The organism is Cellulomonas sp. 73-92 (assembly GCF_001898175.1).
Lineage (GTDB): Bacteria > Actinomycetota > Actinomycetes > Actinomycetales > Cellulomonadaceae > Cellulomonas.
The window spans coordinates 27,582-41,898 of record NZ_MKTH01000006.1 but is presented as its reverse complement, the minus strand read 5'-3'; the positions used below and the strand labels follow the sequence as shown (position 1 = coordinate 41,898).

The window sequence follows — 14,317 nt, the reverse complement described above, 5'->3', positions numbered from 1 at the left end:
GGCGCGTGAGTGCCGAGGACCTGGAGAACTACGAGACCGACGCCGAGCTGGCCCTGTACCGCGAGTACCGGGACGTCGTCGGGCTCTTCTCCTACGTGGTGGAGACCGAGCGCCGCTTCTACCTGGCCAACCAGGTGGACCTGCAGGTGCGGTCCGCGGCGGGCGAGGTCTACTTCGAGGTGTCCCTCGCCGACGCCTGGGTGTGGGACGTGTACCGCTCGGCGCGCTTCGTCAAGTCGGTGCGGGTGGTGACGTTCAAGGACGTCAACGTCGAGGAGCTCGCCAAGGCCGAGCTCGACCTCGGGGGCAGCGCCGGCTTCGCCCGGTAGGCGAGCCCATCGCCGAGCCGACCACAGCCCGGCCGTTCACTCGCTCGGCGCGCGGGCCTCGTCGTCCCGTGCTCGCCTGCGTCGGCTCCCGCGGCACCGTGTGCGCCCGGAGGTGGTGGCCGTGCGGGCGAAGGACGCCGTGGGGCGGTACGGGGAGGACGTCGCGGCGCGGCACGCGGTCGCGCTCGGCTGGACCGTGCTGGACCGCAACTGGCGCTGCCGGGACGGCGAGCTCGACCTGGTCGCCCTCGACGGCACCGAGCTCGTCGCGGTGGAGGTCAAGACGCGCCGGTCGGACCGCTTCGGCCCCCCGTCGCTGGCCGTGACGCCCGACAAGCTGGCGCGGGTGCGCCGGCTGACGGCCCGGTGGCTCGCCGCGCACGACGTGCACCCGGCCTCGGTGCGCGTCGACGTCGTCGCGGTCGTCGTGCCCGCGCGCGGCGCACCGCTCGTCGACCACCTCACCGGGGTGGTGTGACGTGCTCCTCGGACACACCCGCTCCGTGTGCCTCGTCGGGCTGTCGGGGTACGTCGTCGACGTCGAGGCGCACCTCGCACCGTCGCTGCCGGCGTTCACGCTGGTCGGGCTGCCCGACGCCGCCCTCGCCGAGGCTCGCGACCGCGTGCGGGCCGCCGTGACCTCGAGCGGCCTGCCGTGGCCGAACCGGCGCATCACCGTCAACCTGTCGCCCGCGGCGCTCCCCAAGGCGGGCTCGGCCTTCGACGTGGCGATCGCGGTGGCGATCCTCGCGGGCGCCGGCCTCGTCGAGCCGCGGGCGGCGACCGCGACCGTCCACCTCGGCGAGCTCGGGCTGGACGGCCGGCTGCGCCCGGTGCGCGGGGTGCTGCCGGCGGTGGCGGCGGCCGTGGCCGCGGGCCTGCCGCGGGTCGTCGTGCCCGCGGGCAACGTCGCCGAGGCGCGGCTGGTCCCCGGCGCGGACGTGGTCGGCGCGCACTGCCTGGCCGAGATCGCCGCCCGGTACGGCGCCGACGTCGACGTGCCCGACGCGGACCCCGTCGCGGCGCTGGTGCCGCCGCGGCCGACGGCCGACGTCCCCGACCTTGCCGACGTCATCGGGCAGGACGCGGCACGGGCGGTCCTCGAGGTCGCTGCGGCGGGCGGCCACCACCTGCTGATGGTCGGCCCGCCGGGTGTCGGCAAGACGATGCTGGCGGCGCGGCTGCCCGGCCTCCTGCCGGACCTCGACGAGGTGGCGGCCGTCGAAGTGACGGCCGTGCACTCCCTGGCCGGCGTGTTCGACCCTGCCGACGGCCTGCTCCGACGACCGCCGTTCGAGAACCCGCACCACACCGCGACTCCCGCCGCCGTGGTGGGTGGCGGCTCGGGGATCCCGCGGCCGGGGGCCGCGTCGCGCGCCCACCGCGGCGTGCTCTTCCTGGACGAGGCCCCGGAGTTCCAGGTGGCGGTGCTCCAGACGCTGAGGCAGCCGCTCGAGCACGGGGAGGTGGTGCTGCACCGTTCGGCCGGGATCGCGCGCTATCCCGCCCGGTTCCAGCTCGTGCTGGCGGCCAACCCGTGCCCGTGCGGCAACTCCGTGGGCAAGGGACTGACCTGCACGTGCACCCCGCACCAGCGCCGCCGCTACTTCGGCAAGCTGTCCGGACCGCTCCTCGACCGGGTCGATCTCCAGGTGGACGTCGTCCCCGCGCGGTCCAGCGACCGGCCGGGCGAGTCGTCGGCCGTCGTCGCCGAGCGGGTGCGGCGGGCGAGGGCGGCCGCCGCGCACCGGCTCGCCGGCACCGGCTGGAGCACGAACGCCGAGGTGCCGGGCGGGTGGCTGCGGGCCCGGCTCGGGCCCGACCGTCGGCTGGTGCGCGCGCTGGACGACTCCGTCGACCGCGGCACGCTCTCGCTGCGGGGCGTCGACCGGGTGCTCCGGGTGGCGTGGACGCTCGCCGACCTCGGCGGGAGGGATGCCCCCAGCCCGACCGACGTGGGCGCGGCGCTCGACCTGCGGACCCGGGGGCACGGCGCATGAGCACCGCCGACGAGGAGCGGCGGGCGCGCGCACAGTGGTCGGCGAGCGCCGAGCCGGGGGACCTGCTCGCCGGAGCGCTCGTGCGGGCGCTCGGCGCGGCGGCGGCCGTCGACTGGGTGGCCGCGGCGGGCCGTGGCGCTCCCGACTGGGCGGCCCTTCCCGGGGTTCCCGGGCCGAGCCGCCTGCGCCTGGTCGGCGCCGCCCACCGCTGGGCGGCCCGCGGCCAGGAGGTGTCCGTCGACGCCCTCCTGACGGACCTCGCTCGGGCCGGCGGGCGGCTCGTCGTCCCCGGCGACGACGGCTGGCCCACGGCGCTGGACGACCTCGGCGACGGCGCGCCGTTCGCGCTGTGGTGCCGTGGCTCCCTGCCCCACGACCGGCCCGCCGTCGCGGTCGTCGGCTCGCGCGCCAGCACCGGCTACGGCGAACGGGTGGCGTTCGACCTGGCGAACGGGCTCGTGCGCCGTGGGGTCGTCGTCGTCTCGGGCGGGGCCTACGGGATCGACGCCGCCGCCCACCGTGGGGCGATCGCCGGCGACGGCGCCACGCTCGTCGTGCTGGCCGGCGGCGTCGACCGCGGGTACCCGGCCGGGAACGTGCGGCTGTTCGAGGAGGCGGTCGGTGCCGGCGGCGCGCTGGTCTCCGAGATGCCGCCGGGCGCGCTCCCGACGAAGTCGCGCTTCCTCCAACGCAACCGGCTCATCGCCGCGATGACCGCCGCGACGGTGGTCGTCGAGGCGGCCTGGCGATCCGGGGCTCTGTCGACCGCCCACCACGCCGTGGACCTCATGCGACCCGTCGGTGCGGTGCCGGGCCCGGTGACGTCGGTCGCGTCCGCCGGCTGCCACCGGCTGCTGCGCGAGGGCGCCGCGGTGTGCGTCACGGACGTCGAGGACGTGATCGAGCTCCTGCCCACCGGCGCCCGCCAGGGGAGCGCCGTGCCGGGCCTGGTCGGGGACGACGACGCGTCCTGGCTCTCCCCGGCATGCCTCCAGGTGCACGACGCCCTGAGCCTGCGGACGGGGACGCGCGAGGACGACGTCGCCGCGCGTGCCGACCTCGACGGCGCGGCGGTGCGCAGCGCGCTCGGGCTGCTCGAGCTGGCCGGCCTGGCGGTCCGGAAGGACGACGGATGGCGTGCGGTCAGGCCGCCGCGCGGCCGGTGAGCGCACGGCCGGACGGGTGGCGGCCAACCGGGTGACGCCGTCACCACCCCGCCGCGTGGCGCACCGGTCCGGCGGCCGCAACACGCCGTTCGGGCGTCGCCTCCGCGGTGGGGGGTCACGGATCCTGAATACTCCAAGCGGGTGAAATGCGTCCCGGGTGCGTCCATTCCGGCCCGAAAATCGGACATTCGCGGCGCATTCGCCCATGGCGTGCCCATTTCGTTGCAGATCCCCCTTGATCTGCGGGTCCGCACCGGTCACGGTAAGCCTGTGCGGGTGACCGGGATGTCGGAGCAGGCGCGACAGCGCACGGTTCCGTACGCCGTTCTGCACGCCGACTTCGCGGCGCACCTGCGGTCCCAGCGGGGACTGTCGGAGCACACGGTGCGCGCCTATCTCGGCGATCTCGACGACCTTCTCGGCTTCGCCGGCCGCCACGGCCGGGCCACCCTCGACGCCGTCGACCTGGGCCTCCTCCGGGCGTGGCTCGCGTCGATGGCCGCGCGGCACCTGTCACGGGCGACCATGGCGCGGCGGGCGGCCGCGGCCCGGACGTTCTTCGGCTGGGCGGCGCACACCGGTCGGGTCGCGCAGGACCCGACGGTCCGGCTCGCGACCGCGAAGACGGCCACCCACCTGCCGTCGGTGCTGCGCCAGGACGCCGTGGCGTCCCTGCTCGACGAGGCCGCCGAGGTGGCCGACGACCGCGACCCCGTCGCGGTGCGGGACTGGGCGGCCGCCGAGCTGCTGTACGCCTCGGGCATCCGGGTGGGCGAGCTGTGCGGCGCCGACCTCACGGACGTGGACCTGGCGACGCGGTCGCTGCGCGTGCTCGGCAAGGGCGACAAGGAGCGCGTGGTCCCCTTCGGCAAGCCGGCGGCGGACGCGCTGACCGTGTGGCTGACGCAGGCGCGGCCGCGGCTGGCCAACGCCGCGTCCGGCGATGCGCTGTTCCTCGGTGCTCGCGGCGGGCGGGTCGACCAGCGCCGGATGCGCGACGCGGTCCATGCGATGGCGCGCCGTGCCGGCGTCGACGACGTCGCCCCGCACGCGCTGCGGCACACCGCCGCGACGCACCTGCTCGAGCGCGGGTCGGACCTGCGCAGCGTCCAGGAGCTCCTGGGTCACGCCAGCCTCGGCACCACCCAGCGGTACACCCACGTCTCGGCCGAGCGCCTGCGCTCGTCCTACCAGCTCGCCCACCCCCGCGCATGAGCGCCCGAACGGAGTCCCCGATGAGCACCGACGCCGACACCGTCGTCCCGCCCGTGCACGTTCCGGCCGGCCGCACGGCCCCGACCGCGCCGCGCGGTGTCATCCCGCAGCCGCGCCGGTACCAGCCGCCCGCCGACTACGTGCCCCCGGCCCTCGCCGGCGACGACGTGGTCGCGGCGCACTGGACCGAGCTGAAGTCCACCGGCGCCGAGGCCGCGCGCGAGTGGCTGATCATGCACTACGCGCCGCTCGTGTCGGCGGTCGCCGGCCGCGTCGGGCTGCGCCTGCCGAGCATGGTCGAGCACGCCGACCTCGTCTCGTGCGGCATGTTCGGCCTCATCGACGCGATCGAGAAGTACGAGCCGGGCCGCGCGGTGCGCTTCGAGTCGTACGCGTCGAGCCGCATCCGCGGCGCGATCATCGACGAGCTGCGCGCCATGGACTGGGTGCCGCGCTCCGTGCGGACCAAGGCGCGGGCCATCGACCGCGCGTACGGCGAGCTCGAGGCGACGCTGCACCGCACGCCGACCGACACCGAGATCGCCGACAAGCTCGAGGTCTCGATGGACGAGCTGCGGACGGCGTTCTCGCAGCTGTCGACCGTCAACATCGTCGCGCTGGACGAGATGCTCGGCGGCGACGACCGCCCCGGCGCCGTCAGCCTGGGCGACACCCTGGGCGACGAACGGGTGGAGGACCCCGCCGGCTCCGTCGAGTCCCAGGAGACGACGTACCTGCTTGCCCGCGCCATCGAGCAGCTCTCCGAGCGGGAGCGCATGGTCGTCGTCCTCTACTACTACGAGGGCATGACGCTGGCGCAGATCGGCCGCGCCCTCGGTGTCACCGAGTCCCGGATCTCCCAGATGCACACCGCGGCGATGCAGCGGCTCCGCACGCACCTCGTCGACGCCGAGCGCGCCTGAGCTCACCGGCCGTCCGGCAGCAGCACCACGGGGCCGCCGTCCGGCAGGAGCGTGAGCGGGTCGAGGTAGTCCAGGCCCTGCCGCACGCCCCAGTGCAGGCACGCGCCCGCGCAGTGCGAGCGACCGTCGGACAGCGTCGCGACGACCTCGCCCGCCGCCACCCGCGCGCCGACGACGACCGTCGGGCTCACGGGCTCCAGGCTGCTGCGCCGGCCGTCACCGTGGACGATCGTCACGACCCCGCGGTCGACGACCCAGCCGGCGACGGCCACCGTCCCCGCCGCCGGCGCGAGCACGGGGGAGCCCGGGTCCAGGGCGAGGTCGATGCCGCGGTGCCCGGCCGCCCAGCGCTGCGGCGGAGCGGCGAACCCGCGGACCAGGCGCACCGGGAGCGCGGTGGGTGCGCGGTAGCGGACGACGACCGGTGACGGCCCCGCCGCGGCGGTCGCCGGACCGGAGGGGGCCGAGGCGGCGCCGGCGACGAGCAGCGTCAGTGCGACGGTGAGCCAGGCGCACATCGCCCGCCGGGTCGGCCGGGCGACAGGCCCGCTGGCAGTGGGCGGGCGGGTGGCGGCGGGGCCGCGGCTGGCGTGCACCGGGCGAGACTGCACGGTGCGGCGGGGCGCGCCTGGCGGCGGGGCGCACGCCGGTGGACGAGGCCGTGCCGGGGCCGGGCTGGGGTCGGCTGGCGGCGCCGCCGCCGGGCCCGCCGATGGCACGGGACCAGGGCGGGTGTCCGGTAGAGTGTGCTGGCGACCGGTGCGAGCCGGTCGACTTCGCGCGTCACCTCCCGTCCCGCCCGCCTCGTGCGTGCGGCACGGGGCCGTCGTCCGCAGCGGTCCGGGTTCCCACCCGGCGCGGGCCCCGGCAGGCGCCAGGGGAGCTGGCCACCCGGCCGGCTCCGACAACCGAGCCGCGGGACCCGTCCACGACGGGGATCCGCACGAGTGCGCGTGCCTCCGGCGCCAGCCGGGACCGCGCCGGAAGGACGTGCCATGGCCGTCGTGACCATGCGCCAGCTGCTGGAGAGCGGTGTCCACTTCGGGCACCAGACCCGCCGCTGGAACCCCAAGATGAAGCGCTTCATCTTCACCGAGCGCAACGGCATCTACATCGTCGACCTGCAGCAGTCGCTCACCTACATCGACCGTGCCTACGAGTTCGTCTCGGAGACGGTCGCCCACGGCGGGTCGGTGCTCTTCGTCGGGACCAAGAAGCAGGCGCAGGAGCCGGTGGCCGAGCAGGCCGCGCGGGTCGGCATGCCCTACGTCAACCAGCGCTGGCTGGGCGGCATGCTCACCAACTTCACCACGGTCCACAAGCGGCTGCAGCGGCTCAAGGAGCTGGAGCAGATCGACTTCGACGACGTCGCGGCCTCGGGCCTGACGAAGAAGGAGCTGCTCGTCCTGCGCCGCGAGAAGGACAAGCTCGCCCGCACCCTCGGCGGCATCCGTGACATGGCCAAGGTGCCGTCCGCGGTGTGGATCGTCGACACCAACAAGGAGCACCTGGCGGTCGACGAGGCGCGCAAGCTGGGCATCCCGGTCGTCGCGATCCTCGACACCAACTGCGACCCCGACCAGGTCGACTACCCGATCCCGGGCAACGACGACGCGATCCGCGCCGTCCAGCTGCTCACCCGCGTCGTCGCCGACGCCGTCGCCGACGGCCTGCTCAAGCGCCACTCCGGCGCGAGCGCGGCCGCCGAGGGCGAGACCGCCGCCGAGGCGGAGCCCCTGGCCGAGTGGGAGCGGGAGCTGCTCGCCGGTGCCGAGGCCGACGCCGCGGCCGAGACGGCGCAGTCCGCCGAGCCCGAGGCCGAGCCGGTCGTCGAGCCGGCCGCCGAGCCGGTCGTCGAGTCGGTCGTCGAGCCGGTGGCCGACGAGGTCGCCGAGGCGATCGCCGACGAGACCGACGGCACCGAGCGCTGATCACGCGCTGATCACCCACAGACCGCACGACAGGATGGGACAGGACTGATGGCGAACTACTCGGTGGCGGACCTCAAGGCGCTGCGCGAGAAGACGGGCGCCGGGATGCTCGACGTCAAGAAGGCGCTCGAGGAGGCCGGCGGCGACTCCGCCAAGGCGGAGGAGATCATCCGGGTCAAGGGCCTCAAGGGCATCGGCAAGCGCGAGGGCCGCGCGGCCTCGGACGGGCTGGTGGCGGCCACGGTCGTCCCGCTCGCGTCCGGTGACGGCGAGGTCGGCGTGCTCGTCGAGATCAACTCGGAGACGGACTTCGTCGCCAAGAGCGGCCCGTTCCTCGCGCTGGCGGACCGCGTGCTGGCCGCCGCGGTGGCCTCCGGCGCCGCGGACGCCGACGCGCTCGTCGCGGCCGACACCGACGGGACCACGGTCCAGGGCGCCGTCGACGAGGTGCAGGCGACGCTCGGCGAGAAGGTCGTCGTGCGGCGCGTGACGCGTGTCGCCGGCGAGCACGTCGACGTCTACCTCCACAAGGTGAACAAGGACCTGCCCCCGCAGGTGGGCGTGCTCGTCGCCACCGACGCGGCGGGCGCCTCGGTGGCCCGCGACATCGCGACCCACATCGCCGCCTACTCGCCGACGTACCTGTCGCGCGACGAGGTGCCCGAGGAGGTCGTGGCCAGCGAGCGGCACATCGCCGAGGAGACGGCCCGCAACGAGGGCAAGCCCGAGGCCGCGCTGCCGAAGATCGTCGAGGGTCGCCTCGTCGGGTACTTCAAGGAGAACGTGCTGCTCGACCAGGCGTTCGCCAAGGACCCGAAGAAGTCGGTCCAGCAGGTGCTGGCCGAGGTCGGTGGCTCGGTCACCGGCTTCGCCCGCTACCGCGTGGGCGCCTGAGCCGGCACCGCGCGGTGGCCCCACAGCCCGGGGCCGCCGCGCGGGGCTGCACCCGCCGTACGACGCCGAGCGTGGAGGACCCGTGACCGCCGAGAGCCCGCAGACCCCATCCGCACCCGCGCGACGGGTGCTCCTCAAGCTCTCCGGGGAGGCGTTCGGCGGGGGAGCGGTCGGCGTGGACATCGGCGTGGTGCGGCGCATCGCCACGGAGATCGCCGTCGCGGTGCGGGCCGGCGTCCAGGTGGCGATCGTCGTCGGCGGCGGCAACTACTTCCGCGGCGCCGAGCTGGCGACCAACGGGATGGACCGTGCCCGCGCCGACTACATGGGCATGCTCGGCACGGTGATGAACTGCCTGGCGCTGCAGGACTTCCTCGAGCAGGCCGGCGTGCACACGCGGGTGCAGACCGCGATCGCGATGGGCCAGGTGGCGGAGCCGTACATCCCGCTGCGGGCCATCCGGCACCTGGAGAAGGGCCGCGTCGTCATCTTCGGCGCCGGCGCCGGGATGCCCTACTTCTCCACCGACACCGTCTCCGTGCAGCGCGCCCTCGAGACGCACTGCGACGAGGTGCTCATGGGCAAGAACGGCGTGGACGCGGTCTACAGCGCCGACCCCCGCCGCGACCCGGACGCCGTCCGGCTCGAGCACCTCACGTACACCGAGGCGCTGGTGAAGGGCCTCGAGGTGATGGATGCGACGGCGCTGTCCATGTGCCGCGACAACGACGTGACCATGGTCGTCTTCGGGCTCGAGGAGCCGGGGAACGTCACCCGGGCGCTCGAGGGTGAGAGGATCGGGACGCTGGTCACCGCGCGCTGACCCGGCGCCAGGCGACCGTGAGCGTCGCTCTCTCAACCGATCGCACAGCACGAAGGAGCTCGGCGTGATCGACGACACCCTCCTCGAGGCCGAGGAGAAGATGGACAAGGCGATCGAGTTCGCCAAGGAGGAGTTCGCGACGATCCGCACCGGCCGTGCGAACGCCGCGATGTTCTCCAAGCTGCACGTGGACTACTACGGCACCCCCACGCCGCTGCAGCAGCTGGCCTCGTTCAACATCCCCGAGGCGCGCACGGTGCTCATCAGCCCGTACGACAAGTCCTCGCTGCGCGCGATCGAGAAGTCGATCCGCGACTCCGACCTGGGGGTGAACCCGACCGACGACGGCGGCGTCATCCGAATCGTCCTGCCGCAGCTCACCGAGGAGCGGCGCAAGGACTACGTCAAGCTGGCGAAGGCGAAGGCCGAGGACGCCCGCGTGGTGGTGCGCGGCGTGCGCCGGCACGCCAAGGAGCAGCTGGACCGCATCGTCAAGGACGGCGAGGCCGGCGAGGACGACGTGGTCCGCGCGGAGAAGGAGCTCGACGCGCTGACGAAGAAGCACGTCGACCTCGTCGACCACCTGCTGGCCGCCAAGGAGAGCGAGCTGCTCGAGGTCTGATGACGCAGCTCGCCCCCGCCCGGACCCCCAACCCCGGCCGTGACCTGCCCGTGGCGGTCGCGGTCGGCCTGGGCATGCTCGCGGCCGTCGCTGCGGCGCTGTTCATCCGCAAGGACGTGTTCGCGGGCCTGGTGATCCTCGCGGTGTGCGGGGCGATGTGGGAGCTGGCCCGCGCGTTCGCGCGCACGCACGTGCACCTGCCGCTGGTGCCGCTGCTCGTCGGCACGGTCGGCATCCTCGTCTCGGCGTACACGACCGGGGCCGAGGCGCTCGTCGTCGCGTTCCTGCTGACGGTCGGCGGCACGGTCGTCTGGCGCGTGCTGGACGGCTCCGGACGGCCCGCGCTGCGCGACGCCGGGGCGTCGGCGTTCGCCACCGCCTACCTGCCCTTCCTGGCCGGGTTCGCCCTGCTCATGCTGGCCGCGCCCGACGGCGAGGCGCGGGTGGCGCTCTTCGTCCTGCTCGGCGTCGCGTCCGACACCGGCGGCTACGCCGTCGGGGTGCTGCTCGGCCGGCACCCGATGGCCCCGTCCGTCAGCCCGAAGAAGACGTGGGAGGGGCTGGCCGGCTCGGTCGTGCTCGCGTGCGTCGTCGGCGTAGTCGGCGCGCAGGTGGCGTTCCACGCGCAGCCGGTCGTCGGCGTCGTGCTCGGCCTGGCGACGGTGGCGACCGCGACCCTCGGCGACCTGTCGGAGTCGATGCTCAAGCGCGACCTCGGCCTGAAGGACATGGGGCACCTGCTGCCGGGCCACGGCGGGCTGCTGGACCGCCTCGACTCGTTGCTGCTGACGGCGCCCGCGGTGTGGCTCGTCCTGACGATCCTGGTGCCGGCCTCGTGAGCACGTCGGTGCGGCTCGACCTGTCGTCGCCCGCCCGCGGGCCGCGGGGCAAGCCGCCGCGGCACTTCGCCGACCTGGGGCCCGACGAGCGGGCGGCGGCCGTCACCGAGCTCGGGCTGCCGGCGTTCCGCGCCAAGCAGGTCGCCACCCACTACTACACGCACCTGACCGCGGACACCGGCGCGATGACGGACGTGCCGGCCGCTGCCCGTGGCGCCCTCGCGGAGGCGCTGTTCCCGCCGCTGCTGGACAAGGTCCGCACCCTGACGGCCGACCGGGGGACCACCGTCAAGACGCTGTGGCGCATGTTCGACCACGCGCTCGTCGAGTCGGTCCTCATGCGCTACCCGGGGCGGTCCACGCTCTGCGTGTCGAGCCAGGTCGGCTGCGGCCTCGCCTGCGCGTTCTGCGCCACCGGGCAGATGGGCCTGACGCGCAACCTGTCGACCGCCGAGATCGTCGAGCAGGTGCGGGTCGCGGCCCGCTCCCTGGCCGACGGCGACCTGCCGGGCGGGCCGACGCGGCTGTCGAACGTCGTCTTCATGGGCATGGGCGAGCCGCTGGCGAACTACAACGCCGTGCTCGGCGCGGTGCACCGGATCATCGACCCGGCGCCGGACGGCCTGGGCATCTCGGCGCGGAACGTGACGGTGTCGTCGGCCGGCCTGGTGCCGGCGATCGACCGGCTCGCGGGCGAGGGGCTGCCGGTCACCTTCGCGCTGTCGCTGCACGCGCCGGACGACGAGCTGCGCAGCGAGCTCGTGCCGGTCAACACCCGGTGGTCGGTCGACGAGGCGCTGGACGCGGCCCACCGCTACTTCCAGGCCACCGGCCGGCGGGTGTCCATCGAGTACGCGCTCATCTGCGACGTCAACGACCACGCGTGGCGGGCCGACCTCCTCGCCGAGAAGCTGCTCGCCCGCGGCAAGCACTGGGTGCACTGCAACCCCATCCCCATGAACCCCGTCCCGGGCTCGCGCTGGACGGCGAGCGATCCCGCGGTGGAGGCGGAGTTCGTGGCACGCTTGCGGGCGCACGGCATCCCGACGACGGTCCGCGACACGCGGGGCAGCGAGATCGACGGGGCGTGCGGGCAGCTGGCCGCCGACGAGTCCGAGGTCCGGGCGATGCGAGCGACCGCACGCCGGCGTGCAGTCGAGGAGGAGACGCAGTGAGCGACGGGATGTTCCGCACCGTGTCCAGCGTGCGGCACGGCTACGACCCCGACGAGGTGGACGAGTTCTTCGCGCACGCCCGGCAGATGTACGAGGCCGGGCCCGGCGGCGCGCTGACCGGCAAGGACGTGCGCCGGGTGTCGTTCGACATGGTGCGTGGCGGGTACGTCACCGCCGCCGTCGACGCGGCGCTCGACCGGCTCGAGGCCGCGTTCGTCGCCCGCGCCCGCGCCGACTTCATCGCGCAGCGCGGCCAGCAGGCGTGGCTCGCCCAGCTCGGCGAGCAGGCGCGCACGCTCTACGGGCGGCTCGGTCGGCCCGACGGCGACCGGTTCGCGCCACCCTCCGGGCGGGCGCAGGGCTACGAGCCGGCGGACGTCGACGCGCTGTGCCACCGCCTCGTCGCGTACTTCGACAGCGGCACGCCGCTGACGGCCGCCGAGGTGCGCACCGCGACGTTCCGCCGCCGCAACGGCAAGGACGGCTACGACGAGGCGTCGGTCGACGCCTTCTGCGGGCGCGCCGTCGAGGTGCTGCTCGGCGTCGAGTGAGGACCTCATGACCCGGTCGGTGGTGCTCCTCGGGTCGACCGGCTCGATCGGCACGCAGGCGCTCGACGTCGTGGCGCGCCACCCGGAGCGGTTCGACGTGGTCGGGCTGGCGGCGGGGGGCGGCCAGGTCGACCTCGTGGTGCGCCAGGCCCTGGCGTTCGGTGCGGCGACGGTCGCGGTGTCCGACGTGGCGGCGGCGGCGCGGGTGCGCGACGCCCTGGCGGACGCCGGTTCGTCGGCCCGCGTGCTCGCGGGGCCGGACGCGGCGAGCGAGCTCGCCGACATCGGCGCGGACGTCGTCCTCAACGGCATCACCGGGTCGGTCGGGCTGCGGCCGACGCTGGCGGCGCTGGCCGCCGGCTCGACGCTCGCGCTGGCGAACAAGGAGTCCCTCGTCGTCGGCGGTGACCTCGTCCGCGCCGCGCGGCGGCGGCCGGACCAGATCGTGCCGGTCGACTCGGAGCACTCGGCGATCGCGCAGGCGCTGCGGTCCGGCACGCACGCCGAGGTGCGCCGCCTGGTGCTGACCGCGAGCGGCGGCCCGTTCCGGGGCAGCACGCTCGACGAGCGGAAGGCCGCGACGCCGGCGCAGGCCCTCGCCCACCCGACGTGGTCGATGGGGCCGGTCGTGACGATCAACTCCGCGACCATGGTCAACAAGGGCCTCGAGCTCATCGAGGCGCACCTGCTGTTCGACGTGCCGGCGGACGACATCGTCGTGGTGGTGCACCCGCAGTCGGTGGTGCACTCGATGGTCGAGTTCGTCGACGGCTCGACGATCGCGCAGGCCTCGCCGCCCGACATGCGGCTGCCGATCGCGCTCGGGCTGGCGTGGCCGGACCGGCTCGACCCGGTGGTGCCGGCGTGCGACTGGACGGCGCCGGCGTCCTGGACCTTCCAGCCGCTCGACGAGGAGGCGTTCGGCGCGGTCCGGCTCGCCCGTGCGGCGCTGGCGGCGTCGCCGACGCACCCGGCCGTGTACAACGCGGCGAACGAGCAGGCGGTCGGGGCGTTCCTCGCCGGGCGCATCGGCTTCCTCGACATCGTCGGGACGGTCGAGCGCGTGCTCGACGAGCACGTGGCGAGCGGCGCCGACCTGGACGCGGTGCTCGCCGCCGAGCGGTGGGCCCGCACGCGGGCCGACGAGCTGCTCGCCCGGCGGTAGCCGGCGGCTCAGCCCATGGGCTGGGCGCCCCGCACGGCGTACCGGTGCAGCGTGACGTCGTCCTCGTACGTCGCCTGCTCGAGGAGGTCGAGCTGCAGCGGCTCGGCCAACCGGTCGAAGAGCGGCCGGCCGGCACCGAGCACGACGGGGTGGGTGAACAGCATCAGCTCGTCGAGCAGGTGCGCCTCCAGCAGCTGGGTGGCCAGGTTCGCACCGCCGACGCCGATGTCACCCTCGGTGGAGGCGCGGAGCGCCGCGAGCTGCGCGATCGCGTCGTCGCCGCCCACGACGCGGGTGTGGTGGTCGGCGCTGCGCCGCGTCCGCGAGACGAGCACCTTCGGCATGTCGGTCCAGATCTCGCCGTACTCGCGCAGCACGTCGGACAGGGACTCGTCGTGCCGCGCCGCGGGCCAGTACCGCTCCATCACCTCGTAGATCACGCGCCCCTCGACGCCGAGCGACAGCGCCCGCGCCCGCGCGTTGAACTCGCGGTGCAGCGCCTCGCCGATCCGCAGCCAGCTGCCACCGCCGTTCTCGCCGGCGGTCGCCTCGATCCGCAGGTCGAGCGACACGTTCATCCAGTACACGAAGCGGCCCATGGGTCATCCCTCCGGAGGCGGTCGAGTGGGTCCACCGTGACCCAGCCGACCGGTGGGCGCCACCGGGCGGGCCGGTGGCGCCCAC

General features: G+C 74.9%; 16 protein-coding genes. 14 read left to right on the top strand and 2 right to left on the bottom strand.

Translation table 11 applies throughout. The features are described from left to right. Window positions 1–5 precede the first annotated feature (5 nt). The 6 genes from BGO37_RS02885 (at window position 6) to BGO37_RS02860 (ending at window position 5,633) form a co-directional block, all read left to right on the top strand. Window positions 6–329 (top strand): DUF2469 domain-containing protein, encoded by a 324-nt coding sequence (locus BGO37_RS02885; RefSeq protein ID WP_291752091.1) that lies wholly within the window; start codon window positions 6–8, stop codon window positions 327–329. Window positions 330–450: 121 nt separating this feature from the next. Beyond that, a complete protein-coding gene (locus tag BGO37_RS02880; RefSeq protein WP_291752089.1) occupies window positions 451–807 on the top strand; it encodes a YraN family protein in 357 nt (118 codons plus the stop codon). A 1-nt stretch (window position 808) separates the two neighbouring features. Next, window positions 809–2,329 carry a YifB family Mg chelatase-like AAA ATPase gene (locus BGO37_RS02875; RefSeq protein WP_291752087.1) on the top strand — a complete coding sequence of 507 codons (1,521 nt, stop codon included), beginning with the start codon at window positions 809–811 and terminating at the stop codon, window positions 2,327–2,329. Then, window positions 2,326–3,495, top strand: a complete 1,170-nt coding sequence (dprA, locus tag BGO37_RS02870) for a DNA-processing protein DprA (RefSeq protein ID WP_291752084.1) — start codon at window positions 2,326–2,328, stop codon at window positions 3,493–3,495. Before BGO37_RS02875 ends, dprA begins: the two co-directional genes overlap by 4 nt. A 285-nt stretch (window positions 3,496–3,780) precedes the next feature. Next, complete coding sequence (locus tag BGO37_RS02865; RefSeq protein ID WP_291752289.1) at window positions 3,781–4,710, top strand: tyrosine recombinase XerC; 930 nt, start codon at window positions 3,781–3,783, stop codon at window positions 4,708–4,710. A gap of 20 nt (window positions 4,711–4,730) precedes the next feature. After that, on the top strand, window positions 4,731–5,633 hold the full coding sequence (locus BGO37_RS02860) for a FliA/WhiG family RNA polymerase sigma factor (protein WP_291752081.1): 903 nt from the start codon (window positions 4,731–4,733) through the stop codon (window positions 5,631–5,633). A 2-nt stretch (window positions 5,634–5,635) separates the two neighbouring features. Here the strand turns inward: BGO37_RS02860 and BGO37_RS02855 are convergent, their stop codons facing one another. Beyond that, complete coding sequence (locus BGO37_RS02855) at window positions 5,636–6,229, bottom strand: M23 family metallopeptidase (RefSeq protein WP_291752079.1); 594 nt, start codon at window positions 6,227–6,229, stop codon at window positions 5,636–5,638. A 399-nt stretch (window positions 6,230–6,628) separates the two neighbouring features. Between BGO37_RS02855 and rpsB the strand changes: the two genes are divergently transcribed. From rpsB to dxr, 8 genes are all read left to right on the top strand, one after another. Further along, the gene (gene rpsB, locus BGO37_RS02850) at window positions 6,629–7,564 is read left to right on the top strand and encodes a 30S ribosomal protein S2 (RefSeq protein WP_291752076.1); all 936 of its coding nucleotides are present in this window, start codon (window positions 6,629–6,631) and stop codon (window positions 7,562–7,564) included. A 48-nt stretch (window positions 7,565–7,612) separates the two neighbouring features. Continuing rightward, window positions 7,613–8,458, top strand: a complete 846-nt coding sequence (gene tsf / locus BGO37_RS02845; protein WP_291752074.1) for a translation elongation factor Ts — start codon at window positions 7,613–7,615, stop codon at window positions 8,456–8,458. An 82-nt stretch (window positions 8,459–8,540) separates the two neighbouring features. Further along, window positions 8,541–9,281: a UMP kinase gene (gene pyrH / locus BGO37_RS02840; protein WP_291752072.1), complete on the top strand. Its 741-nt coding sequence runs from the start codon at window positions 8,541–8,543 to the stop codon at window positions 9,279–9,281. A 64-nt stretch (window positions 9,282–9,345) separates the two neighbouring features. Continuing rightward, window positions 9,346–9,903 (top strand): ribosome recycling factor, encoded by a 558-nt coding sequence (gene frr, locus BGO37_RS02835; RefSeq protein WP_291752070.1) that lies wholly within the window; start codon window positions 9,346–9,348, stop codon window positions 9,901–9,903. Then, entirely contained in the window at window positions 9,903–10,742 is an 840-nt protein-coding gene (locus tag BGO37_RS02830) for a phosphatidate cytidylyltransferase (protein ID WP_291752069.1), read from the top strand. Before frr ends, BGO37_RS02830 begins: the two co-directional genes overlap by 1 nt. Next, entirely contained in the window at window positions 10,739–11,917 is a 1,179-nt protein-coding gene (gene rlmN, locus BGO37_RS02825) for a 23S rRNA (adenine(2503)-C(2))-methyltransferase RlmN (RefSeq protein ID WP_291752068.1), read from the top strand. The genes BGO37_RS02830 and rlmN overlap by 4 nt, the downstream gene beginning before the upstream one ends. Beyond that, window positions 11,914–12,468, top strand: a complete 555-nt coding sequence (locus BGO37_RS02820; protein ID WP_291752065.1) for a DivIVA domain-containing protein — start codon at window positions 11,914–11,916, stop codon at window positions 12,466–12,468. The genes rlmN and BGO37_RS02820 overlap by 4 nt, the downstream gene beginning before the upstream one ends. Before the next feature lie 7 nt (window positions 12,469–12,475). Then, a complete protein-coding gene (dxr, locus tag BGO37_RS02815; RefSeq protein WP_291752062.1) occupies window positions 12,476–13,633 on the top strand; it encodes a 1-deoxy-D-xylulose-5-phosphate reductoisomerase in 1,158 nt (385 codons plus the stop codon). An 8-nt stretch (window positions 13,634–13,641) separates the two neighbouring features. Here the strand turns inward: dxr and BGO37_RS02810 are convergent, their stop codons facing one another. After that, window positions 13,642–14,232, bottom strand: a complete 591-nt coding sequence (locus BGO37_RS02810) for a dihydrofolate reductase family protein (protein ID WP_291752060.1) — start codon at window positions 14,230–14,232, stop codon at window positions 13,642–13,644. Window positions 14,233–14,317 lie beyond the last annotated feature (85 nt).